We start from the raw sequence: 22091 nt of genomic DNA, 5'->3' as shown, positions 1-22091 counted from the left end.
GCAGCCCTAATTCTTCCCAGCCTTCCGGTCGCGCCCGGCCAGTAGCCGCAGGCGTAGCGCGTTCAGCTTGATGAAGCCTTCGGCGTCTTTCTGGTTGTAGGCGCCGTGGTCGTCTTCGAAGGTGACGATATCTTCCCGGTACAGAGAATAGGGGCTGGAGCGGCCGATCAGGTAGGCCTGGCCCTTGTATAGCTTGAGTTTCACTTCGCCGGTGACCCAGCGCTGGGAATAGTCGATGGCGGCCTGCAGCATTTCGCGCTCCGGGCTCCACCAGAAGCCATTATAGATGATCTCCGCATATTTCGGCATCAGCTCGTCTTTCAGGTGGCTCGCGCCCTTGTCGAGCGTGGCCTGTTCGATGCCGCGATGGGCGACCAGCAGGATGGTGCCGCCGGGCGTCTCATAGATGCCGCGCGATTTCATGCCGACGAAGCGGTTTTCCAGAAGGTCGAGGCGGCCGATGCCGTGCTTCTTGCCATAGGCGTTGAGCGCGGTGAGCAGGGTCGCCGGCGACATCTCCTCGCCATTGATCGAGCAGGCATCGCCTTTTTCAAAGCCGATGGTGATGATCTCCGGCTCGTCAGGCGCGTCTTCCGGGCTGATCGTGCGCATGTGGACGAATTCGGGGGCGGGCTCGGCCGGGTCTTCCAGCACCTTGCCCTCAGAGGAAGAGTGCAGAAGATTCGCGTCGACCGAGAAGGGGGCCTCGCCGCGCTTGTCCTTGGCGATCTCGATGCCGTGGGATTCGGCGAATTTCAGCAGGTCCGTGCGGGACTTGAAGTCCCAGTCGCGCCACGGGGCGATGACCTTGATGTCCGGGTTGAGGCCGTAATAGCCAAGCTCGAAGCGGACCTGGTCATTGCCCTTGCCGGTCGCGCCATGGCAGACGGCGTCGGCGCCAACCATGTCGGCGATCTCGATCTGGCGCTTGGCGATGAGCGGGCGGGCGATCGAGGTGCCGAGCAGGTACACGCCTTCATAGACGGCATTGGCGCGGAACATCGGGAAGACATAGTCGCGCACGAAATCCTCGCGCACATCCTCAATGAAGATGTTTTCCGGCTTTACCCCGGCGGCGAGCGCCTTCTTGCGGGCCGGCTCCAGCTCTTCGCCCTGGCCAAGGTCTGCGGTGAAGGTCACGACTTCGGCGCCGAACTCTGTCTGCAGCCATTTCAGGATGATCGAGGTGTCGAGGCCGCCGGAATAGGCAAGGACGACTTTCTTCGGCGGTGTGGTGGACTGGGCCATGGGCGCTCCATATCGGGCAGGAAGATCAATGGCGGCGGTATGGCGTGCGATGACGCTCGCTGCAAGGGGGAGCGGCGCGTCTGGTCAAAAAGAAACGCCCCAGCCATTGGCCGGGGCGCTCTAAAAGTCTGTGTCGGGCGAGAGGGGTGTCAGGCGCGTTTCACAAGACTGATCAGGAAGAGCAGGATACAGGCACCGAGGAAGGCGCCGAGGATACTGCCGAGTATGCCGCCGAATGTGATGCCGAGCGCGCCGAAGATGACGCCGCCGAGAACAGCGCCGACAATGCCGACAACAATGTTGCCGAGAAGGCCGAAGCCTGCGCCGCGCATGACCTGGCCGGCAAGCCAACCAGCGATGGCACCGATGACGAGCCAGATGAGAATTGCAACCGGATCCATGGGAATCCCTCCTTTGTGTGGTTGCAAGAATAACCGAGCGACGACCGTAATGGTTCCACCGATACGCGCTTAATTCGTTCACGGGTTGAGCGAGCGACTGCCTGAAGATTACCGACCTTTCACCTAAAACCTGCCCCCTCGCCGCCTCATTCGGGGCGCAGCCTCTCTGTCACTGGAGCTCCTTAGGGTGGGGCTTCGAGGGAAAGAGGAGACCATGATGATCCGCAAGACCGCAATAATGACCATCGCCGCTGCTGCCGCCACATTCGGCGCCTGCGCGGCCAAACCGGCGCCTGCGCCAGACCAGACCCAACCGACACTGACAGGGGGCAATGAAGTGCATTCCTACATCCTGCTTGACCGTACCGGCTCCATGTCCTCGATCTGGGACGAGGCGCTGACCTCCGTGAACGCATACGCCGCCGCCGTTGGCGAAGCTGAAGAAGGCGAGACTGACGATCTTGAAACCTCCGTGACGCTGGCTGTGTTCGATGCCCAGGACGGGTTGCAATACGACGTGCTGCGCAAGGATGTTCAGCCAGACGCCTGGACGCAGGTGACAAGCGATGAGGTCAGCCCGCGCGGCATGACGCCCTTGTTTGACGCCATCGGCCGCATCGTGGCGACCGCCGAAGCCGACAATCCGGAGAAGGCCGTCATCGTGATCATGACCGACGGCGCAGAGAATTCGTCGCGTGAGATCACCAAGGACGGCGCAAAGGCCGCGCTCGACCGGGTCGAGGCGAAAGGCTGGGAAGTTGTCTTCCTAGGCGCTGAATTCGCGAAGTTCGATGATGCCGACGCGGTCGGTGTGTCGGCCAGCAAGCAGATGGCGATCGGCCAGGGCTCGATGCAGGAGTCGATGTCGCGCCTCGCCAAGAAGTCACGCTCCTATGGCAAGGGCGAGGAGGCCGAGATCGAGTTCGACGCCGACGACCGCGCCGTCGCCAATGAAGAGGATGTGAAACAGCGCAAGGGCAACTGATACGGCTCCTCTTTGGAAGCCCTTGTGCCCACGGCCCCCGCTCGCCCTGAACGAGCGGGGGTTTTGCTATTGGGGCGCAGGGAAAATGCGGGCCGAAAGCTTGGCGGCCATGGGGCCGATGGCGAGCAGGATCAGTGGTACGAGGACCAACGTCAAAAGCAGGGTCTGAACCGCAAGCGGCAGGCCGGGGACCAGCGCCTGCAGGACAATAAGCGACCCGGTGACCCCGCAATAGACGGTCAGCCAGACCAGGAAGAGATGGAGGAGACGGGCTTTCATGCAATGCCCTCCGTTTCGGCTGTCGAGGTTAGCAAGGCGAAGTATTCCGGTAGGAGGGAAGCGAGCTTGTCCTGGCCCAGAGGGCTGATTGAATAGTGGCGGACCCGGCCATCGTCGGGATCTGTCTCTTCAACCAGCAAGCCGCTCTCGACAAGGCTGCGCATCGTCCTCGACATGACCGGTTTGGAGACGTCGGTCTTTGCCGCGATTTCCGAGAAGGTGAAGCGGTCACGTTGGGTGTCGCGATCAATCACCATCAGGATCAGGAACCGCAGCTGCGAGAAATCATGCCGGGCAAAATAGGCGTCGAGCAACCGGATAAGCCGGCTGGCCGCGCGTAGCGTGTGCAGCGTACGCTCGATCTCTCTTGCCTTTCCAGCGGCGTGCTGATCGGCATAGCGTTCGATCATGTCCAGCGATGGCAGGTCCTTCAGGAAGAACATGTCAGATCAGGCCCGCTTCTGCATCTTGGAGATGGCGGGGGCGCGCAGCAGCCAGTTTTCGTATTTGCTGAAGACCGCTGCTGTGTATGGCTTTTCATAGTGCGCATCGAGATCGGACTGGTCTCGCCATTCCTCAAACAGGTAGAGACGGTGTTCGGCCTCGTTTTCAAAAAGGTTGAAGCGTTCGCAGCCGGGTTCCTCGCGGGTCGGTTTGACGATGGACATGACCGCGTCGCGGGCCTCGATGAAGTGCTCTGGCTTCGGGCTGATTTCAGCAAAGAGATAGAAGGGGGACATTGGTGTGTTCCAAGTAGTTATCATGATAACTATATAGGGCGTGGTGACTCAGCGTCAAGGCGGGCAGGTGTCGGCGCTCTGGCGGATCGACAGCCGTCGCGCAGGAAGGCCTCCCGCTGATCGGCTGCCGCTCGAGCAGCAGACAGAGGCGACGAATGCGAAGATAGCAGCGCTGCTTGCGGCCATCCTTAGCGGGCGCGGTTTTGAGCATGCAGACCTTGCAACGCGCGATGTTGCCGCCCTGAGCCGCGGCATGATCGATGCGGCCGGGCTTGCCGGAGAGACCGACCGCGCCGCGCTGGTCGACCGGCTGCATCCTGCGGTGGTGGGGTATCTGGCGAACGGCGCCTGAAACCGCTGGACCTGTTTCAGCCGAGCGTGTGGCTGAAGATGATGGCCCAGCCGGCCGACATAAAAAACATCAGGAGGCCCGCCATCCATTGCGCCCAGCGGGCGGAGATGAAGATCGCAAGAAGGCTGGTGAGGATGAAGGGTACATTGCCGAGAGACTGTTGCACCGCCAGCTCCGGCGTCGGCGTCATCAGATAGACGGCCGTCATCGCGATGTAGGTGCCGAGCAGGCCCAGATAGAGGCCGTAGAAGAGCCGGTGATTGGACCAGTAGAACGCCTCCATGTCGACGGGTTCGTTGTCCGGCGTTTCCGGCGATGCGGCGACGCACATCAGATAAATCAGGATGGCCGACAGGAGGAAGAGGGTGATCGTGTAGAGATCCCAGCTCTCGACGTCGCGAAAGTCCCACATGGCGAGCCAACCGATATAGACCTGCGTCACGGCATTCAGCATGGCGAGCGCGAGAAGGCCGGAGAAGCGCACCCGGTCGCGTGCCACCAGCAGCGCGCCGAGCCGCGACAGAAGGTGCCCGAGCGCCAGCGCATAGACGAAGGAGAGGAGCAGGAGGACGAGGTCGAAACCGGTCATCGGCGCCGCGCCAGTTCAGCCTCTATGACTTCCAGAGCGCGCGCTGCAGCCTTGTTCTGCTCCTCAAGATCGGCCGGCGTGGCGCTGTGGAGACCTGCCCATTCGGTGAGGAGGAGGGCAATATCGGGCGTATCGGCGATATTCTGGACGGCGCGCGCGGCAGCCTCATCGCTGACGCCTTTCGGGCAGTCGAGGTCGTAGGTTTCCGCGCCATCGTCCAGAAAATAGCAATTGTTCCAGTAGAACTCCTGCGCATCCAGCGGAATGAGCTGGCGCACGCGAGAGCGATAGGCGGGCAGGATGTTGGTGATCGCCAGGGTAGCGTTCTGGGCAAGATAGCCTTCAACGGCATCGATGATCTCCCGCGACCGCGGAAAGCCCTGCCGGCGCATCTCGTCAAAGGTCGACCGGTCGACCTCGATGGATTGCCATTGGGAGGCGTGAAAGAAATCAACCAGGATCGGCCAGCACGCGTCCCCGCAGCTCTCGCCGGCTTCAAGGAAGGCAAGGGACCGCTTGCCGGCATTGACGACCTGGCGAATGGCATCGACTTTCTGTTCGGTGAGGCGGATGCCCGTCTCGATTTCCTGATGAAGTGCCTGTAGAAGTTCGGTCTCCTGCGCCCGCGACGCTCGCGCCTCGTTCCAGTTGCCGAGCTGGAGACCGAGAAACACACCGAGCACGACGATCAGCGTCTCGATCAGGACGGTGAACCAGTCCTGCTTGCGGATGGAAGTGGCGAGGCGCTGGAGGATCATGGGGCGGTCTCCAGTAAATCCGCCTCAATTTTCTCCAGCGCTGAAAGCTCGATGATGACGCGCTGCAAAACACCATCGGTGCGTGCGAGATTACTCAGTAACTTGTTCTGGATCGTCTGATCGGCGCGTATCACGTCCAGCACGCATGCGGTTTGAAACGTCGCATCGGTAACTCGTGCGGCGTGCTTTTCGGCTGGATCAATCACAGCCGCCTCACGCGTGGTTGGGGACATCACGCGGCGCGGAAAGGCATCGCTATACGTATCGCCCAGATTGGCAAGGCCGGTCAGAGAAGTGTTGAGCTGCCGAATGACCTCACGGTGATCGCGATATGTCAGCAAAGCTGGTCGCAGGGCTCTGGCCCTGGACGTGTGAAGACCGCCTCGGTCCAGAAGTTCATCCAGAGAGCCAAGTGGCGCGACCGGATAGAACAGAAGGTGGGACGACCACATCGCGCGACACGCCTCATCGGCCAACATCTCCGTTTCAGGCTCGTTCTGAACAATGTCGATCGCTTCAATCAGTTTTTGACGATGTGCCGTGATTGAGGCCAGCCATTCAGCCTTCAATGCTACCGCCGCTTCGACATCAGCTTGCACCTGCGACAGGATCTGGCGCTCGGTTGCCTTGTCGGTGTTGGCCTTGTTCCAGTTGCCGAGCTGAATACCCAAGAAGACACCGAATACGACGATCAGCGTCTCGATCAGGACGGTGAACCAGTCCTGCTTGCGGATGGAGGTGGCGAGGCGCTGGAGGATCATTGCCTGTCCTCCAGATATGCCTCGAGACTCGCTTCTAGTTCGGCGGCCCGCGCGTCGGCGCTCTTGATGTCCCCATAGTGGAACACGGAAAAAGCGCCCTGCAAGCGTATCGCGGCAGCCAGTTCCGGTTCACCGGCAATGAGGGCGAGGTACTCATCTTTGGACACGCGGCCATACGGCGCGAGACCATAGGACATGCCGATGCGCATGACTTCGGCCCGGATCGGCAGGATCTTTGCGTTCTGCGCTTCAACGCCGAGGCTCCGGGCCCGGTACAACATGAGCTGGCGTACCAGGTTCCGGTCGCGGATGATGTTGATGTCACCCGACCCGACAATCGCATCATAAGCGGCGGAGCTCGGCGTCGGATAGTAGCCCATCACCACATCGGTCCATATGAGCTCCGGATCACCGATTGATGTGCCTTCGGCGTCCTCGGTCGCGGTCTCGTATTCAACGAGGCTTGTATTGGACATGTCAAACTCGATCTCGATTGGCGCCAATCCTGCCCCTGTGAGCGAGGCATTGGCGGCGCTGATCCGGCGCAGTCCGAATTCAAGCCCATTGGCGTATTCGACGCGCGCCGTTTCCAGATCGGCAAGCAGGTCCGCCACGATCTGTACCTCCCGCTCCCGATCACCACGCTCCTGGTTCCAATTGCCGAGCTGGAGACCGAGAAACACACCGAGCACAACAATCAGCGTCTCGATGAGGACGGTGAACCAGTCCTGCTTGCGGATGGAGGTGGCGAGGCGCTGCAGGATCATGGCTGCGCCCCGGCTTCGCTCGCATGGGTAATGCCCAGCGTCTCGTCGAGGACGTCATGCAACTCCTTCACGCGCTGGCTGACCGGCAGGACTCCTCGCCCGGTGTAGACGTTGTACATGTAAGTGTTGTCGATCAGCGCGTTCAGGAAAGCCGGATCTGCCCGCATGCCGTCAGTGTCGCAATCGGGACTGAGCCAGTAATCGTCTTGTTCGAAGGCTGGAGCGCCGAGTTCATAGCGCATGAGGGCCGGAAAGGCGCGGCCCAGATTCTGGTTTTCCTCGCTGATGAGCTGAATGAGATCGCGGGCACTGGCCGCATCCTGGGTGAGGTTCAGAATGCTGGTACGCATCGCCTGCGAGCTGATCTGGTCAAGCCGGCCCGTCGATAACAGCTCGGTGATGGTTGGAAGGTCGACCGGGGGGACGGTCGTGTGAGACGAGCCGGCAATGGCGTCGCACTGGGCCTGGGACAATGCGGAACCGGCGGACGTGTCTTGCAAGACCCTGACGGCGGCGACGAGGTCGGCGGAAAAAGTCGTGCGGCTCTGGTCATAGCTCGCGCGCCGGTCGAGCAGCTGAACGGTCTCGCCGTGGAGACGGATGAGATATGCGCTTTCGCCATCCTTGCGGGCGCGCTCCAGCGTCCATTGCTGAACCTGCAAACCGAGAAACACGCCAAACACCACGATCAGTGTCTCCACCGCCACGGTGAACCAGTCCTGCTTGCGAAACGCGGTGGTGAGACGGCGGAGGATCATTCGATTGCCTGCAGCTGGTCCCAAAGGTCGATTGGCGGCACGCCCGTCATCATCGCCGCTACGGTCTCGACGAAGCCTGGATTGAAATAGCCTTTGCAGACCTCCCAGAGTGCGCGGCCCCTCTCAGTGCCCAGGACGAAATAGATCACGCCCCGATAGGTCTCCCAGGACTCCTTTGTGATCGCGCCGTTCTGGTATTGAAGCCACTCATATTCGCGTGCCCGCATCTGGCCGATCATCCAGAAGAAGAGCTTGGTCTTCTCCTCGAAGCTGGGTGTTTCGGTCTGCGAGAAGATGCGGCCAAGCTCGGGGAAGTCGACGAATTTGTAGACGCCCGTCTGATCATAGGTGAGCTGCGCCTGCCGGGCTTCGGAGCGCATCTGCCGCGCGCCCTGATGCACCTGCATGGCGAGGTAGATGAGGGTGGCGGCGACGACCACCACACCGACGATCTGCGCAACGAGGGCGGCCTGTTCGAGGGTCATCGTCTCTCCTCCAGCAGTGTTTTGGTCGCCTTGAGCTCTTCCAACACGCCCACTGAAAGAGGTGTCAGATTGTTCTGCCAGCGGTGCCAGGAAAACAGCGCCTTGATCAGATCGCCCTGTTCGCAGGCCTCCGAAAGCGGCGCTGCAAGCACAAGCGGATAGCTCTTGTTCCACTGATACGTCCGCCCTGCATATTCGGTCTCACGTGGCGGCAGCGGCGTGCCGATACCGAGAACGGGCACGTTCTCGATGGGAATGTCGAGTGGGTGAAACTCCGCCCAGTCCGCCTCGACCTCGAACAGGTCGAACATGAAAGCGAGATCCGAAAAGCGCTGACGCTCCGCGCTGGTCTGCTGCGACAGCAAAATCGGGTCGCTTGTGAGGGCATCGAGGGAGGCGCGTCGCATCCGGATGCTTGCTGTTCCCCGCGCCGATCGCATCGCTTCGTCGATCAACGCCTTTGCCCCATCGGCGTCGTTGCAAGCCTGAAGGGTCTCGATCGCCGCCTCGGCACGCGGAAGGGATATGGCAAGGTCAGCGATGACGCGTTCCAGCTCGGCGGCGTTCCGCTCGATCTCGGCCTCGAAGCGGATGAGGGCTTCGTCATAAGCCACGCCGTCAGCCCGCGCCTCATTCCAGTTGTTGACCTGCAGACCGATGAACACGCCGAACACTACGATCAGCGTTTCGATCAGGACGGTGAACCAGTCCTGCTTGCGGATCGAGGTGGCGAGGCGCTGGAGGATCATTCGGGAGCCTCGATGTCAGAAAGAGTGCTGATCGACTTCTCGATGTAGTCGACATTGCCTGTGAGATTGTTGAGGGCGCTCTGCAGCTCTGAAAACTGGAAGCCGAGCGCTTCGATCACCCGGCTGTCCGATTTCAGGCGCTCAGCCGTGGCGGCGAAGACGTCTGGCGGCACGTCGACGACGCATGGATCAACGAAGCCCCTCACACTCCCGTTCTCATCCAAGATGTCGCTACAGCCCGCACGGATTTCCATTTGCACGGTGATTGGAATGATCGATCGCACCACCTTGCGATAGTCTGAATTCTCGAGCACCTCATAGGACTCATAGGCCTGATCATAGCCGAAATAGAGGTTCAGCGGCTCCAGGTCGACGCGGTCAGGCAACAGGCTGAGATGGCTGGATGAGACGATCTGCTCCCACGTCGCCTTACTCTGCGGCCATAGCGCGATTTCAGTGGCGCGGTAGGCATTGATGACGAGGGCCTTGGCGTCCGGATCGGGCAGCGACAGCAGCCGGTCGGTCTCGATAACGGCTTCGAGAACTTCTGCGTAATAGTGAGCAAGGTTCTGCGCGCCATGAAGATCAGCGCGCAGGTCGACAATCAGCCGTTCCACATACTCCTCGCCCAGCCGCTGGCCCGCGCGGGCCTCGTTCCAATTGCCGAGCTGGATACCGAGAAACACACCCAGCACCACAATCAGCGTCTCGATGAGGACCGTGAACCAGTCCTGCTTGCGGATGGATTGGGAGAGGCGCTGGAGGATCATCTGGCGTCGAGCCTCGCCTGTTCGTCCTGCAGGGCGTCCAGATAATCTCGTGTCCGGGTCTGGAAGCGCTTGAGGCGGAGTTTCGTGGACTCGACAAAGCCAGCGGTGACCGCGAACTCCCGTTGAAATTCAGCGTCCAGGCAAAGTTCGGCCAGCGGCACCCGTAGCTTCAGCACTGTGGACGTTTCCGGATCGTCGGGCGTAAACTCAGCCCCAATTGCGGGGTGCTTGATCACATGCTGATCCCAAAGCAGGACATTGTTCGAGGCGAGCGCTGATTTCTCCTCCGCCAGATCGCCCTGATAGGTGTTCATCGCCTCGCGGAACTCATCTGACAGCCTGTCGAGATACTCGTCCCGGCGGCCAAGCTCCGTCAGACTGAAATCGACAAGTTCGGGCGAGAGATCAGACATCATTTCCTCAATGGCGCTTTCGACACCTCGCTGCGCCTCCTCGCTGGCATCGCAGGATGAAATGGCCCGCATTGCGGCGATCCGGCCGTCTTCGAAATCATCAATACGCTCGATCACGCCATCGGCGATTTTCAGATTGAGCTCGGCCTCTCCCTTCAGACGGTCGACAGCACTGAGCAGGCCTGACTGATCCTGCCGAGCCTCATTCCAGTTGCCGAGCTGGATACCGAGGAAGACACCGAACACGACGATCAGCGTCTCGATCAGGACGGTGAACCAGTCCTGCTTGCGGATAGAGGTGGCGAGGCGCTGGAGGATCATGGTGTTATCTATCCAGCTTGACGAGCGCATCGCCCAGGCCTGAGATATATACAGGACCGTTATCGGGCGACAGGATGACCCCGGTCACAAGTCCGGGCATAGGGCCCCAGACGTCGGGGCTCAGCAGAGGCAGGACGGGTTCACCTGCCTCGACCCTGCGGAGGACTTCCGCCTTGACCACAGCGCTGGCTTCGGGCGTCGGCTGGAAAACAGGCGTAACATCGCCGGTATCTGGATTGATGATCACCACTTCATTGCCGAAAGGGGAGGCGATCCACAGATTGCCGTCTTCATCAAGTTCGGCATTGTCAGGGGAGACAATCGTCGCAAGAACCTCTTGGTCTCCGAGAGTGCCATTGGCAAAATCGGCAGGGAAACTCAGGACACGGTTGGCCGAGATTTCATTGACATAAAGACGGCCCCGGCGTTCATCCGCCACGATCCCATTTGCGAAATCAAGACCTGTTACCATGGGCGTCGCGATGGGCTCAGCCTTGCCGACTTCATCCGGCGCGATGCGAAAAACCGCCCCGTCACCCATTCCGTCGACCGCCGCGAACATGCGCGCTTCGGAGCCGTCGCCTTCCGGATTTTCGGTCGATTGTGTGAACCAGACCGCGCCCGTTGAATCCCGGACAACGGAATTCACTCCATACGGATGATCATAAAGGCGTTTCGTGGCTTCGGTTTGGCTATCGACGCGATAAATCGAACCCGTCGTAATGTCCGCGACCAGCACATGCCGCCCGTCAGGTTCGAACGAAATGCCGTTGGGGCTTCCCCAATCAGGTGCAGGCTTGGTCTTGAACCCGGCGCCGGCAAAATCGCCGAAGGGACGTTTCGCCCCGTCTGGAGAAAGAGCCACCAATCCGTGGTCCCAATCTCCGACCAGCAAGGTTCCATCAGCGAGCACCACACCATCCTCTGCATGCGTCAGAGATCGGTCTTTGGGAAAGAACATACTCTCGCCTGAGAATGTCCATTCGGGTGTGGGCGGGATTTCATCAGTGTGCGCACAGGCCGTCACCAGGCTCAAAGTCACGCAGGCCGCGAGAAATTTCATGGGGTTTTCCTTCCTTGGAGAGGGTGGATGTCGATGTCGTTGGGCACCACGATCAGCGTCTCGATCAGGACGGTGAACCAGTCCTGCTTGCGGATGGAGGTGGCGAGGCGCTGGAGGATCATGGGGCCGCCTCCGGTGTCGCGGGCGAACCAAGTCGCGCGAGGGCATCCTCAAGCGATGTTGCAACACCGCCCAGGTTGAGTTTCGCCGATACAACCATGGAGTAATGATAGGTCAGTGTGGCAGCGACGGCGGGGTCGCTGCGAAGGGCGAGTGCGACGGCCTCTATCTCAGCAGGATCAGCGTCGAAATCGCAGCTATCCATGAAGCCGAGGATATTCCCCTCATCGTCTCGAAGATCGCTGCACGTCTCCCGCATCGCAATTTGCATATGCATGGGAATGATCTGCCGCGCGGTGACGCGGTAAGTGGACTTGAGACCGAGCTGATACATATCCTGCGCAGTATCGAAGGCGTAGAATTGTGAAAGGCCGGACTCGACCGCGTCTTTTGGCAACAGGCTGAGATGGCCGGAGGAGACAATCTGGTCCCAGGTGGCCCGCTCCGGGGTAATGTAGGAAACCTCGGTCCCCCGGTAGGCGTTGACGATGAGATCACGCGGGTCCGGGTCTGTCTGGCGCAGCAACTCGTCTGTGCGAATGACGCTGTCGAGGACAGCATCGTAATAGGCGGCCTGCGACTTTGTCCCTTCAAGGTTCACCTGTGTTTCGCGGGCGAGCAGGCTGACATACTCTTCGCCAAGCTTGGCATTGGCTCGCTCCGCATTCCAGTTACCAAGCTGGATACCGAGGAAGACACCAAGCACCACGATCAGCGTCTCGATCAGGACGGTGAACCAGTCCTGTTTGCGGATGGAGGTGGCAAGTCGCTGTAGGATCATCTGGCGGTCTGCCCCCGCTCTCCAGAAATAGCGACGCGCAAGGTCTGGAGCGTTGCGTCCACGTCCTCGAATTCCGTCTTGAAATAGGTTTTGAGGCGCTGGCGATTGATGACCAGCTTAGTCAGAAACGCCCGATCTTGGCGCATGCCGGCCGTATCGCAACTATAACTCGCATCTGCGTCTTCAAGGCTCTCGCCCGGGGCTGGCTCAAACGAAGATTGCAACAAGTCATGAAACTCGGCAGGGAGTTGATGCAGGTCGATGCTGACAGCGCTCTGCGTTGAGCGACCCTCGTCGCGCGCCAGCACGAAACCGGACAGGGCTGCGCGGATGTTGGCATCGCGAATAATGTCGATGCGGCCGGTGGATTTGAGCTCATCCAGCACCGTCAAATCATCGGGCGAACGCGGATAGATGTGCGACAGCGCAATCGCCAGACATTCCATATCTGTAAGTTCTTCATCACTGCCGGGCGCGAACAATTTGACCAGGGCGGTGTCAAGCGCGGCCTTCCGGTGGGCAGTGAAACCGCGCTCCGCTGACCGCGTCGCTATCAGCGCCGGCACTTCGTTGTTGAGACGCTCCATGATCTGCGCCTCAAAGGCGCGCTCGCGTCTCGTCTCGTTCCAGTTATTCACTTGCAGACCGATGAACACACCCAGCACCACAATCAGCGTCTCGATGAGGACGGTGAACCAGTCCTGCTTGCGGATGGAGGTGGCGAGGCGCTGGAGGATCATGGCGATTGTTCCAGTACGGCGATGACCTGCCGGATCTCCGCCAGTTCAAGGCGGTAGGCTTCGGCCTGCAGGGCCTGGTGGTGATGAATGGCGACCAGTTCGCGCTCGGCCTCGCGCACCTTTTCCCAGTCGTAGCTCAGAATTTCGGGCCGTATCGACCCCTCTCGCGTCTTCTCTGCCGATTGTGTGACGGCCTGACTCAGCCTGGAATCGGGGTCGATCTGGGACGGGGCGGGACCGCGAACGGTCGACCACCAGTCGGTCGAGATCTGGTAGTCATAGAGCGCCTGCCTCAGCGCGTCATTTCTGAGACTGCCGATCCGGCCCGATTGCAGGGCATCGGAAAAAGACGTCGGGGGTGGCACCTGCCCATTGTACAGGAGCAGGGCGACGCGGAGCATGTCCTTCGTCCGCGCCTCGTCCGCAGGCACCTCGTCCTGCCTGACACACTCGATCAGCTCGGCCGTGTCCGCGACGAGCCGTTCGGCGCGTTCCGTGCGTTGCAGGACAACCGTTTCGAGGGTCGTGAACTCGTCCGCCAGCCGTCCAATCAGGGCCTGTTCGTCGAGGCGGCCGTGGCGCTCCGCATTCCAGTTATTGACCTGCAGACCGATGAAGACGCCGAACACCACGATCAACGTCTCAATGAGCACGGTGAACCAGTCCTGCTTGCGGATGGAGGTGGCGAGGCGCTGGAGGATCATGGTGTCGGCTCCCGCAGAACGACAAGCACGTCCTCCAGCGCATCCTCCTGACCGGCGATGTTGATCTGGATCCAGGTCTGGTTTTCGATCAGCAGATCCAAAGCATCGCGAAACGCCTGGTCACTTGCCATCCCCTCAATGTCGTATCCCTGGACCGGACTCAGAACGATCCGTCCATGCTCGTCCCGGGTTAGCGGCGCTGGATCCTTGTACGCATTGAGATTGGGCATGTTCGTGTGCATGTAGTTTCTGATCTGGTCGAGATTGAACAGCACGCGCTGCGCCCGCGTGTCATAGCGCAACAGAGCGACGCGCAGCTCCTCATCGGAGATCAGCTCCAGTTGTCCGCTGGACAGAAGCTCAAGAAACGTGCCGGAGCGGTGGATAGGAGACTGGTAGCTGAACCCCCGCATAAGGGCCTGTTTGATCGCGGCATCTTCCTCGGAAAAGGCCTGCCCGCGCTCGATCGCTCCCCGCAGCACGTGGAGGGATTCTATGATGGCGGCATGGCCTTTAGCCGCCGCAATCACATCTTCATGCATCAGCACGAAATCATTCAGCAGGCGAGTCTCGATAAGTTCACGTTGGGTGTCCGTCAGCCGCGCCTCATTCCAGTTGCCAAGCTGGAGACCGAGGAAGACACCGAGAACCACGATGAGCGTCTCGATCAGGACCGTGAACCAGTCCTGCTTGCGGATGGAGGTGGCGAGGCGCTGGAGGATCATGGGGCGGCCTCGCCTGTCTCATGCGTCGTTCCGGCCTCGCCCGCCAGAAGCGCGGCATAGGCATCGAGCTTGTCCGACACCTGTTCGATGTATTGCGTGTAGACGTGCTGCGTGGCTGCGGCGTTGGAGGCGAAGGCGATCATTTGCGGTTTGCCGCAAACGCCTTCCGGGGTCTGCAGGCGAAACTGGTCCAGACCGGCCCACATATCGTCGCCCGGATCAAACTCAAGTGTTTCATCGGTTGTCAGGCTAAGCCCCGAAGCGGTGTAGATCGCCGATTCGGTGTCCTGCTTGATCCTGATGTAACGCTGCCACTGCCTGTCCATGAAGGTCATCTCGTCTATGATCCGGCGCACCTCTTCACGGACATTTTCAGAGCCAACGACCGCCAGATGCCCTGAGCCGATGGCTTCACTGGCCGTCGCGAGCGAAAAGCGCGGCGGCGGGAAGTCACCCACTGACAGGAGTAGCTCCTTTGTTTCGTCGTCCATGGCGAGGCAGCGCTCTATTTCAGTCAGGCGGACGGAAAATCGGATCGCCCGGTCCAGAATAAGGGCGTGCTGGGATTGATACTCAGCCATGTCTGTCTGCGCCTCTTGCGCCTCGACCCGCATGCGCGCCAGCAGGTCATCGGCGTCGGCGCGGGCCTCCCGTTCGGCGTTCCAGTTATTCACCTGCAGACCGATGAACACGCCGAAGACGACGATCAGCGTCTCGATGAGGACGGTGAACCAGTCCTGCTTGCGGATGGAAGTGGCGAGGCGCTGGAGGATCATGGCATTTCCTCCACGAGGCTGCGCAGACCTTCGAGAATATCCTCACTGTTCTGCAGCAGGTTGCCGAGCGCGGTCTTGAGGTCCGACACCCGCCGTCGCAGCTCCTGAAGGAGGAGGTCGTCTGACCGCAGGATCGCCGCAGACCGGGCAATGACATCCGGCGCCAGTCCGGTCTCACAGGGATATCCAATCATGTCCTTTATCTGCTCAAAATTTCCCCGTTCCCCGACCAGGTCACCGCAGGCCCTTGCGAGCGCGGACTGGACTTGGCTCGGGACGATCATTCTGAACCTCGCGCGGTACGTGGACTGAGCGCCTTCCTGCTGGATCACCGTAAAAATGGGAGTCGTGTACATCCTTGCTGCAAGGTCGCGCAGGTCCTTGTCCGCAACCAGTCCCATCGCACCGGTTGACTTGATTTCTTCATAAGTCGCGTTGCTACGATGATGATTGAGGTATTGCGTGGCGACATAGGCATTGATCAGGAGAGCCTCGTCTGAGAGTTCGCTGTTGCCTTCGAGTGCGCTGACCGCCGCTTCGGCGGCCGCGAGTACGTCGGTATTGTACTCGATGAGGCGCGCATAGCCCCAGGCTTCCATTCGCAGGTCCTCACGCAGCTGCTCGGTGAATTCAGCGCCCCTGCGCAGGTCGGCGCGCGACTCGTTCCAGTTGCCGAGCTGGATACCGAGAAAGACGCCGAGCACGACGATCAGTGTCTCGATGAGGACGGTGAACCAGTCCTGCTTGCGGATGGAAGTGGCGAGGCGCTGGAGGATCATGGGGCCTCTCCGACAAATTCCGATCCAAACCGTTCTTCCGCAGTTGCCGATAGCTCAGCGCGGTAAGCCGATAACTTGCGAGCCAGCACGTTTATTTTCGCAACATAGAACGCCTGGCTGGTCGCCGCATTCGATGCGAGGGCGACAAGGTCTGGCCGGTTACAGAGTTTATCTGGCGTGCGGAGCTCCACGGACTTTAAGAAGTCCTCATACGGTAGGTCATAGTCGAGGGTCCATTCGATTGGATTGGTGTAGGCGGGGCCCGCGGCCATGTAGACATCCTCGGCTGCTTGTTTCAGGGGCAAATATCTCTGCCACGCTCTTTCGATCCATTCCGCCTGCACAAGCGTCGCTTGTAACCCAATCCTGACCTCATCAGATGACACAAGCGCAATCCGGCCAGTTGAGACAAGCTCGCGCGCCGTTGAGAAAGCTAACCTTGGCTCAGGAAAATCGCCGATGGAGAGCAAAACCCGCTTGCTGGACTCGCTTGAGTAATCGCCACATCGCTCCGGATCTTCAAGCCGTGCAACCAACTCGGCGATTTCGCCGAGATTGTTCACGTGATAGGCGCGATGACGAACAAGTTCGGCCTCTTCCGCAGCACCTTCCAAGATCAGACGCTTGAAAATATCCCGTTCCTCAATCCGCTCATTTCGAGCTTCATTCCAGTTACTCACCTGCAAACCGATAAACACACCGAACACCACAATCAGCGTCTCAATCGCGACGGTGAACCAGTCCTGCTTGCGGATGGAGGTGGCGAGGCGCTGGAGGATCATGGGGCTGTCTCTTCCTTGAGCGCAGCCAGCAGCTGGTTCAGAGCGAAAACGTCGCCGCGATTGTTGACCTGCACCGCCGCGACCATCGAGTACTGGTAGCGTAGCGCCTTCTGCAAGTCGTTGGACTCCAGCAAGGCGCTAGCTGTGTCCTCCAGCAGCGAATCGTCGACCGCGATCCGGCACTCGGCGACAAAACCGTTGATATTCGAGTTCTCTTCGATGTCATCACTGCACCCGTCCCGGATCTCGAGTTGGATGGGCAAGGGCACGAGGAACCGCACGCTTAGCCTGTACGGCGTGTCTTGAAGGCGCGATATCGTGTCGTCTGCGGCTTCGTCGAATTTGTAATAGTCGGACAGACCGCTAGCGATCATGTCGTTCGGCAGGAGGTCGAGATCGCCGGATGAGACAATCTGGTCCCAGGTTGCGCGTCTCTTTGGGGTGTACGTGAACTCACTTGCCCTGTAGGCCGCGACGATGAGCGCTTTGGGGTCCGGATCGGTCAGCGACAACATCCTGTCGGCATCAACAATGCTCTGCGTCACGGCGTCATAATAGCTGGTCAGCCTTCGGGAAGCAGACAAATCCTGCTCAAGATCAGCGATGAGCCGGACGGTGTAACTTTCCGCCAGCCGTTGCTCGGCCCGCGCGGCATTCCAGTTGCCAAGCTGGATACCAAGGAAGACGCCGAGCACGACGATGAGGGTCTCGATGAGGACGGTGAACCAGTCCTGCTTGCGGATGGAGGTGGCGAGGCGCTGGAGGATCATTGAGCAAGCGCCTCATCAATGGCCGCTTGAGCAGAGTCAGAGTACCCAAGTGCGTCGGGCAACAGGACTTGCGCGGTGACATTCTGGCCGATCCAGAACCGGAGATGATTGGCGAGGTCGGGCGAAGCGCGCATGTCTTCAAGCACTGCAGAAGTATCCATCGCTCTCAAGTCGTCGACGCAATCGCGCACCAGCTCTTCGACGTCGCCATCGGGATACCTCATGCAATTGCGCCACAGGGCCTCGCTCACTTCGGGCGAGAAGTAACCGCGTGCGGATTCCCGATATGCTGGCGGCGACAGGTTCACGACATCCCAGCCTTCGAGAAAGCGGTACAGGTCCAGCAGCGTCTGGCGCCTCTCAGCATCTCGCGGCAGGCCGAGCCGTTCCATTTCCTCGAAAATCGTCAGGGTGCGCGGCGCGCCCCAAACCTGGCTGGCATGGAAGAAATCGACCAGCAGGTCGGCGCAGTCGTCTTCGCATTGCTGGTCGCTTTCAAGATAGACGAGCGCGCGCTTCCCGGATTCGACCACGGTATCGACATAGACGATCTGGTATTCCGTCACCCGCCGGTTCAGGGCGACCTCGTCCTTCAGCTGGACGAGATAATTGCGCTCCAGCTGGTCGAAGGCGCGGGCGTCATTCCAGTTTGAAATCTGCAGACCGATGAAGACACCGAGCACAACGATCACGAAATCGAGCGCGACGGCGAACCAGTTCTGGCTTTTTACATGCTGGCTCAGGCGCCTCAGCAACACTTAGTTGTCCCCCCGGATCCCCGATACTTGACTATTCTCTGTATCGGCGTGGGAGGCAAGCAACTTGCTTGTTTCGTCATTCAGAGCGGACTAGGAAAGGCGCATGAAAACCCGACCCATCACGACGATCGGCTTCGATGCAGACGATACGCTCTGGCACAATGAGAGCGTGTTCCGGCTGACCCAGGCGCAGATTTTCGACATGCTGGCCGATCATGCCGATCCCGATACGATGGAGGAGAAGCTGCTCGCGGCGGAGCGGCGCAATCTGGGCCTCTACGGGTTCGGGGTGAAGGGGTTTACCCTGTCGATGATCGAGACCGCCATCGAAGTGACGAGCGGCAAGGTTCCGGCGTCGACGATCAAGGAAATCCTTGAGGCAGGCCGCGCCATGCTGAGCCACCCGGTGGAGACATTGCCCGGCGTTCACGACACGCTGGAAGCCGTTGCCCCGGACTATTCGCTGATCCTGATTACCAAGGGCGACCTGTTCGACCAGGAACGAAAGCTCGCCCAGTCGGGGCTGGGCGATTATTTCGACGGCGTTGAAATCGTCTCGAACAAGACGCCGGATGTGTATGAGCGCATTTTCGGTGCGACGGAGGGCGGACCGGAGGCCGCGATGATGGTCGGCAATTCGCTGAAGTCAGATATTATTCCGGCGATCGAAGCGGGGGCCTGGGGCGTGCATGTCCCGCATGACCTGACCTGGGCGCTTGAGCGCGCCGACCCGCCGGAACACGCAGACCGGTTTCGGGCCATCAAGATGATTGACGAGCTGCCGGATCTGCTGCGCGGGCTCTAGTCGCCCTGCTTGTACCAGAATTTCTCGTGGCAGCTGGTGCAGCTGTCTGTCAGGGCGAAGGCGGCTTCATCGAGGGCGATCGGGTCGCGAGACTCTGCGGCGATTGAAAGGGCCTGACCAATGCCCGCAAGGGCGCGCGCTTCGGAGGCCCAGCCTTCAGGGTCTGCAGCGATATAGCTGGCCACATCCTCGGCTGTAGACGCGCCGTCATTGCCTTCATTCTGGATTGTCTCGCCTTCAGCAACCACGGTCAGGCTGGCGGCGTCCTCAAGGGCGAGCGCAACCTGCTCGATCTCGCGAGCCGCCTCATATAGTTGATCCCATTGCGAGCCGTTGAGCCTGGTCGGGTCCAGTTCGCCGTCTTCGTCGTAGAGCTCGAAAGCGATGGTCTGGATATCGTCCGAGGCAGGCTCGACAATGTCCACCATGGCGTCGCGCAGCGAGGCTGTGCTGACATCGTCGGTCGTATCGCCCCCGCATGCAGCGAGCAGCAGGGGAGCGATGAGGGCGTAGGCGAAGCGCATAGGGCAAGGTCTTTCCTGGGAGGCGAAAGACCTTGTAACGACATCGCAGAAATTACACCACGTAATCTGCACCTTCATCGCGGTCAGATGCGCGGCGCCAGACCCACCAGGAATAGGCGACCCCGAACAGGCTGACGGCTCCCACGCAGCCGACAAAGGCGATGACCATGGGCAGTCCCTTCATCGTGAAGGCGATCACGATGCCCGCGAGACCGGCCAGAATGTAGAGCGGGCCGACAAGGCGGTGCGTCTTTTCCCACGTATAGTCGCTGGTCAGCGTCCAGGGCGTGCGGATGCCGAGAAAGAAGGTCTTGCGCGTTTTGGGCAGGTAGTTGCCGATCACAATGAAGAGCAGGCCACATCCAGCCATGACGAAGCGGACAAATTCATTCGACTCTGAAGCGCCGGCTGCATTGACCATCATCCAGGCGATCCCCGCATTGAGGGCCGTCAGCAGCACCATGGTTGCTGCCCAGATGGCGATGTAGGCTTTGCGGCTGCGTCTCAGATTGTCCCTGAACGGGTCGAGCATTGGCGCGGCGGCGAGCAACAGGCTTGTCAGGAGCGCACTGCCCGGGAGAAAGAGCAGATAGAGCAGGGCCTCGTCCTTCGCGGCGAAGCCGTCTGCCTCTCCCGATGGGCCCCAGTGAACCGGAATCTGGCCATCCGGCATGGCGCCGTACGCCCAGTAAATCGTGCCTAGCATCAAGGCGATGGCCCCTGCGGACCAGATGAGTCCTGTCTTGATCATTCTGCTGCTTCCTTCATTTCATCATCGTCGCCATTGTCCCGTCCTGTCAGGGCGAGAAGGGCGGCTGCTGCATCTTCCAGAACGCTCGTATTGGCCCGGTAGAGAATGCTGGTGCCTTTGCGTTCGGCGGTAATCAGGTCGGCATCCTTCAAGACGTTGAGGTGCCGGCTGACCGTCGGCCAGCTCGCATCGAACGCCTCGGCGAGATCGCCCGAGGTCATTGGGCCTTTGCGAAGAAGCGTCATGACCTGACGCCTCAACGGGTGACCCAGTGCGCTGAAGACCTTAATTGCCATATTTGCTAATTAGCATGATTCAAAATTAGCTGTCAAGCTAATCAAAATGTTCCGCCCATAAAAGAAGCGCCCCTCTGGAGAGGGACGCTTCGGTCGGTTCGCTTGGCGAAGGGGATGAGACTACGCGGCGACCGATTGTCGTTGACCATCGTGTTTGCCCTCGCAAATTTCTTCGACGATCTTGTCGTTGAACGCGCCAAGGTCGTCTGGGTTGCGTGAGGTCACAAGACCTTTGTCAACAACGACTGGTTCGTCAGAAACGATGCCGCCTGCATTCTTCAGATCCTGCTGGATCGCCTTGAAGCCGGTGACCTTGCGGCCATTCACCAGATTGGCCGAAATCAGCACTTGCGGGCCGTGGCAGATGGAGAAGACGGGCTTCTTCTGCTCAAAAAAGGCTGACGCAAAATCAAGCGCCTTCTGATTGGTGCGCAGCGTGTCCGGATTGAACAGGCCGCCAGGGATGAGAAGAGCGTCGAAATCGTCGGCCTTCACCTCATCCAGCGTCTTGTCGACGGCGATCTTCATGCCGTGCTTGCGGTGTTGATTGGCTTCGATCTCGCCATGCTCAAGCGACACGATCACCGTCTTGCCGCCAGCGTTCTCGATGGCTTCTTTCGGTGAGGTCAGCTCGACTTCCTCAAAGCCGTCTGCGGCGAGGATTGCGAGTGTTTTTCCTTCTGCTCTATTGGTCATTTAAATCTCCTGAATTTCTTTCGGATCATGGCGGCCGCGACTCGGCGCGCCACCTGTTTAACCAACGGGTGCGGCGGCTTCGCGTTCCGGCGTGAAGGGGTTTTAACTGTTGTTGTCTCAGGCTGCGTCGTCATGATGTTCTATCTCGTCTGCGAGGCGCTCAATGGGGGCTTCTTCGGCCTCCATCTGCGCGTGGTTGAGAGCACTTAGAAATTCGCTGGGTTTGGCCATGGTCGGAAAGTCGACTTCGCCGGCACCGCGGCCTTCAATGTCGAGCCCGCCAAAGCCGAAAATCCGGCCAAAAATGCCCTGGTCGAGCTTGGCGCCTTCAACCGCTTCCAGTGACAGCTGGGTCACGTGGGCGGAGATAAAGCCCTTCTTGAGCAGGATCGACCGGTTGGTGATCGCGAATTCGGTCGTGTTGAGGCGGATCATCTCATAGGCCCAGTAGATGATGCCGATGATCAGCCAGCCGAAAATGAGAAGGGCGGCCCAGGCCCGCGCATGCCATAGCCAGTGGAACTCGCCTTCCTTGATGACGTGTTCGCCCTGGTGCAGGTGCTTCTCTATATAACTCATTCGGCCGGTGCCTCTTCGGGGTGTCCTGACCAAATTAACGATGTGTGGGGGTGAGGTGTTCCCGTG

The 22091-nt window shown here is 59.9% G+C and carries 33 protein-coding genes; 3 read left to right on the top strand and 30 right to left on the bottom strand.

Going from position 1 to position 22091, the window contains the following annotated elements; all coding sequences use genetic code 11:
• Nucleotides 1-6: 6 nt before the first annotated feature.
• Both WNY37_RS17015 and WNY37_RS17010 read right to left on the bottom strand, forming a co-directional pair.
• Nucleotides 7-1248, bottom strand: a complete 1242-nt coding sequence (locus WNY37_RS17015; protein WP_342974596.1) for an argininosuccinate synthase — start codon at nt 1246-1248, stop codon at nt 7-9.
• Nucleotides 1249-1397: 149 nt separating this feature from the next.
• A complete protein-coding gene (locus tag WNY37_RS17010; RefSeq protein WP_342974595.1) occupies nt 1398-1649 on the bottom strand; it encodes a GlsB/YeaQ/YmgE family stress response membrane protein in 252 nt (83 codons plus the stop codon).
• A gap of 214 nt (nt 1650-1863) precedes the next feature.
• On the opposite strand from WNY37_RS17010, the gene WNY37_RS17005 reads away from it, so the two are divergent.
• Complete coding sequence (locus WNY37_RS17005; RefSeq protein ID WP_342974594.1) at nt 1864-2634, top strand: vWA domain-containing protein; 771 nt, start codon at nt 1864-1866, stop codon at nt 2632-2634.
• Between the two features lie 66 nt (nt 2635-2700).
• Here the strand turns inward: WNY37_RS17005 and WNY37_RS17000 are convergent, their stop codons facing one another.
• The 3 genes from WNY37_RS17000 to WNY37_RS16990 are packed head-to-tail and all read right to left on the bottom strand — an operon-like array spanning nt 2701 to nt 3653.
• On the bottom strand, nt 2701-2913 hold the full coding sequence (locus WNY37_RS17000) for a hypothetical protein (RefSeq protein ID WP_342974593.1): 213 nt from the start codon (nt 2911-2913) through the stop codon (nt 2701-2703).
• Nucleotides 2910-3356 carry a MarR family transcriptional regulator gene (locus tag WNY37_RS16995; RefSeq protein ID WP_342974592.1) on the bottom strand — a complete coding sequence of 149 codons (447 nt, stop codon included), beginning with the start codon at nt 3354-3356 and terminating at the stop codon, nt 2910-2912. Before WNY37_RS16995 ends, WNY37_RS17000 begins: the two co-directional genes overlap by 4 nt.
• A 6-nt stretch (nt 3357-3362) precedes the next feature.
• Nucleotides 3363-3653: a putative quinol monooxygenase gene (locus tag WNY37_RS16990; protein ID WP_342974591.1), complete on the bottom strand. Its 291-nt coding sequence runs from the start codon at nt 3651-3653 to the stop codon at nt 3363-3365.
• 43 nt (nt 3654-3696) lie between these two features.
• Between WNY37_RS16990 and WNY37_RS16985 the strand changes: the two genes are divergently transcribed.
• Entirely contained in the window at nt 3697-4005 is a 309-nt protein-coding gene (locus WNY37_RS16985) for a hypothetical protein (RefSeq protein ID WP_342974590.1), read from the top strand.
• A gap of 16 nt (nt 4006-4021) precedes the next feature.
• Here the strand turns inward: WNY37_RS16985 and WNY37_RS16980 are convergent, their stop codons facing one another.
• Genes WNY37_RS16980 through WNY37_RS16885 form a run of 20 tightly spaced genes read right to left on the bottom strand, consistent with a single transcriptional unit; the run spans nt 4022 to nt 18374 of the window.
• Nucleotides 4022-4594 (bottom strand): hypothetical protein, encoded by a 573-nt coding sequence (locus WNY37_RS16980; protein ID WP_342974589.1) that lies wholly within the window; start codon nt 4592-4594, stop codon nt 4022-4024.
• On the bottom strand, nt 4591-5352 hold the full coding sequence (locus WNY37_RS16975; protein WP_342974588.1) for a hypothetical protein: 762 nt from the start codon (nt 5350-5352) through the stop codon (nt 4591-4593). The genes WNY37_RS16980 and WNY37_RS16975 overlap by 4 nt, the downstream gene beginning before the upstream one ends.
• On the bottom strand, nt 5349-6113 hold the full coding sequence (locus tag WNY37_RS16970; RefSeq protein WP_342974587.1) for a hypothetical protein: 765 nt from the start codon (nt 6111-6113) through the stop codon (nt 5349-5351). The genes WNY37_RS16975 and WNY37_RS16970 overlap by 4 nt, the downstream gene beginning before the upstream one ends.
• Nucleotides 6110-6880 (bottom strand): hypothetical protein, encoded by a 771-nt coding sequence (locus tag WNY37_RS16965; RefSeq protein ID WP_342974586.1) that lies wholly within the window; start codon nt 6878-6880, stop codon nt 6110-6112. Before WNY37_RS16965 ends, WNY37_RS16970 begins: the two co-directional genes overlap by 4 nt.
• Nucleotides 6877-7638 (bottom strand): hypothetical protein, encoded by a 762-nt coding sequence (locus tag WNY37_RS16960; RefSeq protein WP_342974585.1) that lies wholly within the window; start codon nt 7636-7638, stop codon nt 6877-6879. Before WNY37_RS16960 ends, WNY37_RS16965 begins: the two co-directional genes overlap by 4 nt.
• Nucleotides 7635-8123, bottom strand: coding sequence for a hypothetical protein (locus WNY37_RS16955; protein WP_342974584.1), 489 nt, complete (start codon nt 8121-8123; stop codon nt 7635-7637). The genes WNY37_RS16960 and WNY37_RS16955 overlap by 4 nt, the downstream gene beginning before the upstream one ends.
• Nucleotides 8120-8872: a hypothetical protein gene (locus WNY37_RS16950; protein WP_342974583.1), complete on the bottom strand. Its 753-nt coding sequence runs from the start codon at nt 8870-8872 to the stop codon at nt 8120-8122. The genes WNY37_RS16955 and WNY37_RS16950 overlap by 4 nt, the downstream gene beginning before the upstream one ends.
• Entirely contained in the window at nt 8869-9642 is a 774-nt protein-coding gene (locus WNY37_RS16945; RefSeq protein ID WP_342974582.1) for a DUF6090 family protein, read from the bottom strand. The genes WNY37_RS16950 and WNY37_RS16945 overlap by 4 nt, the downstream gene beginning before the upstream one ends.
• The gene (locus WNY37_RS16940) at nt 9639-10376 is read right to left on the bottom strand and encodes a hypothetical protein (protein ID WP_342974581.1); all 738 of its coding nucleotides are present in this window, start codon (nt 10374-10376) and stop codon (nt 9639-9641) included. The genes WNY37_RS16945 and WNY37_RS16940 overlap by 4 nt, the downstream gene beginning before the upstream one ends.
• A gap of 4 nt (nt 10377-10380) precedes the next feature.
• Nucleotides 10381-11439, bottom strand: a complete 1059-nt coding sequence (locus tag WNY37_RS16935) for an SMP-30/gluconolactonase/LRE family protein (RefSeq protein WP_342974580.1) — start codon at nt 11437-11439, stop codon at nt 10381-10383.
• Nucleotides 11436-11561 (bottom strand): hypothetical protein, encoded by a 126-nt coding sequence (locus WNY37_RS16930; protein WP_342974579.1) that lies wholly within the window; start codon nt 11559-11561, stop codon nt 11436-11438. The genes WNY37_RS16935 and WNY37_RS16930 overlap by 4 nt, the downstream gene beginning before the upstream one ends.
• Nucleotides 11558-12340 carry a hypothetical protein gene (locus WNY37_RS16925; protein WP_342974578.1) on the bottom strand — a complete coding sequence of 261 codons (783 nt, stop codon included), beginning with the start codon at nt 12338-12340 and terminating at the stop codon, nt 11558-11560. The genes WNY37_RS16930 and WNY37_RS16925 overlap by 4 nt, the downstream gene beginning before the upstream one ends.
• Nucleotides 12337-13080, bottom strand: coding sequence for a hypothetical protein (locus tag WNY37_RS16920; RefSeq protein WP_342974577.1), 744 nt, complete (start codon nt 13078-13080; stop codon nt 12337-12339). The genes WNY37_RS16925 and WNY37_RS16920 overlap by 4 nt, the downstream gene beginning before the upstream one ends.
• Entirely contained in the window at nt 13077-13784 is a 708-nt protein-coding gene (locus WNY37_RS16915; protein ID WP_342974576.1) for a hypothetical protein, read from the bottom strand. Before WNY37_RS16915 ends, WNY37_RS16920 begins: the two co-directional genes overlap by 4 nt.
• On the bottom strand, nt 13781-14509 hold the full coding sequence (locus WNY37_RS16910; RefSeq protein WP_342974575.1) for a hypothetical protein: 729 nt from the start codon (nt 14507-14509) through the stop codon (nt 13781-13783). Before WNY37_RS16910 ends, WNY37_RS16915 begins: the two co-directional genes overlap by 4 nt.
• Nucleotides 14506-15285: a hypothetical protein gene (locus WNY37_RS16905; protein WP_342974574.1), complete on the bottom strand. Its 780-nt coding sequence runs from the start codon at nt 15283-15285 to the stop codon at nt 14506-14508. Before WNY37_RS16905 ends, WNY37_RS16910 begins: the two co-directional genes overlap by 4 nt.
• Nucleotides 15282-16064, bottom strand: coding sequence for a hypothetical protein (locus WNY37_RS16900; protein WP_342974573.1), 783 nt, complete (start codon nt 16062-16064; stop codon nt 15282-15284). Before WNY37_RS16900 ends, WNY37_RS16905 begins: the two co-directional genes overlap by 4 nt.
• Complete coding sequence (locus WNY37_RS16895; protein WP_342974572.1) at nt 16061-16846, bottom strand: hypothetical protein; 786 nt, start codon at nt 16844-16846, stop codon at nt 16061-16063. Before WNY37_RS16895 ends, WNY37_RS16900 begins: the two co-directional genes overlap by 4 nt.
• A complete protein-coding gene (locus WNY37_RS16890) occupies nt 16843-17616 on the bottom strand; it encodes a hypothetical protein (RefSeq protein WP_342974571.1) in 774 nt (257 codons plus the stop codon). Before WNY37_RS16890 ends, WNY37_RS16895 begins: the two co-directional genes overlap by 4 nt.
• Entirely contained in the window at nt 17613-18374 is a 762-nt protein-coding gene (locus tag WNY37_RS16885; RefSeq protein WP_342974570.1) for a hypothetical protein, read from the bottom strand. The genes WNY37_RS16890 and WNY37_RS16885 overlap by 4 nt, the downstream gene beginning before the upstream one ends.
• A gap of 103 nt (nt 18375-18477) precedes the next feature.
• On the opposite strand from WNY37_RS16885, the gene WNY37_RS16880 reads away from it, so the two are divergent.
• Nucleotides 18478-19179, top strand: a complete 702-nt coding sequence (locus tag WNY37_RS16880; protein ID WP_342974569.1) for an HAD family hydrolase — start codon at nt 18478-18480, stop codon at nt 19177-19179.
• On the opposite strand, the gene WNY37_RS16875 is transcribed toward WNY37_RS16880, so the two are convergent.
• The 5 genes from WNY37_RS16875 to WNY37_RS16855 form a co-directional block, all read right to left on the bottom strand.
• On the bottom strand, nt 19176-19703 hold the full coding sequence (locus WNY37_RS16875) for a hypothetical protein (protein ID WP_342974568.1): 528 nt from the start codon (nt 19701-19703) through the stop codon (nt 19176-19178). The genes WNY37_RS16880 and WNY37_RS16875 overlap by 4 nt on opposite strands.
• 52 nt (nt 19704-19755) lie before the next feature.
• A complete protein-coding gene (locus WNY37_RS16870; protein ID WP_342974567.1) occupies nt 19756-20454 on the bottom strand; it encodes an SdpI family protein in 699 nt (232 codons plus the stop codon).
• Nucleotides 20451-20750 carry a metalloregulator ArsR/SmtB family transcription factor gene (locus WNY37_RS16865; protein ID WP_342974566.1) on the bottom strand — a complete coding sequence of 100 codons (300 nt, stop codon included), beginning with the start codon at nt 20748-20750 and terminating at the stop codon, nt 20451-20453. Before WNY37_RS16865 ends, WNY37_RS16870 begins: the two co-directional genes overlap by 4 nt.
• A 120-nt stretch (nt 20751-20870) precedes the next feature.
• Nucleotides 20871-21446, bottom strand: coding sequence for a type 1 glutamine amidotransferase domain-containing protein (locus WNY37_RS16860; RefSeq protein WP_342974565.1), 576 nt, complete (start codon nt 21444-21446; stop codon nt 20871-20873).
• 117 nt (nt 21447-21563) lie between these two features.
• The gene (locus tag WNY37_RS16855; protein ID WP_342974564.1) at nt 21564-22025 is read right to left on the bottom strand and encodes a PH domain-containing protein; all 462 of its coding nucleotides are present in this window, start codon (nt 22023-22025) and stop codon (nt 21564-21566) included.
• Nucleotides 22026-22091 lie beyond the last annotated feature (66 nt).

The organism is Henriciella sp. AS95 (assembly GCF_038900055.1).
Lineage (GTDB): Bacteria > Pseudomonadota > Alphaproteobacteria > Caulobacterales > Hyphomonadaceae > Henriciella.
Note: the sequence above shows the minus strand (reverse complement) of the source record. Positions and strands in the feature narration are given on the sequence as shown.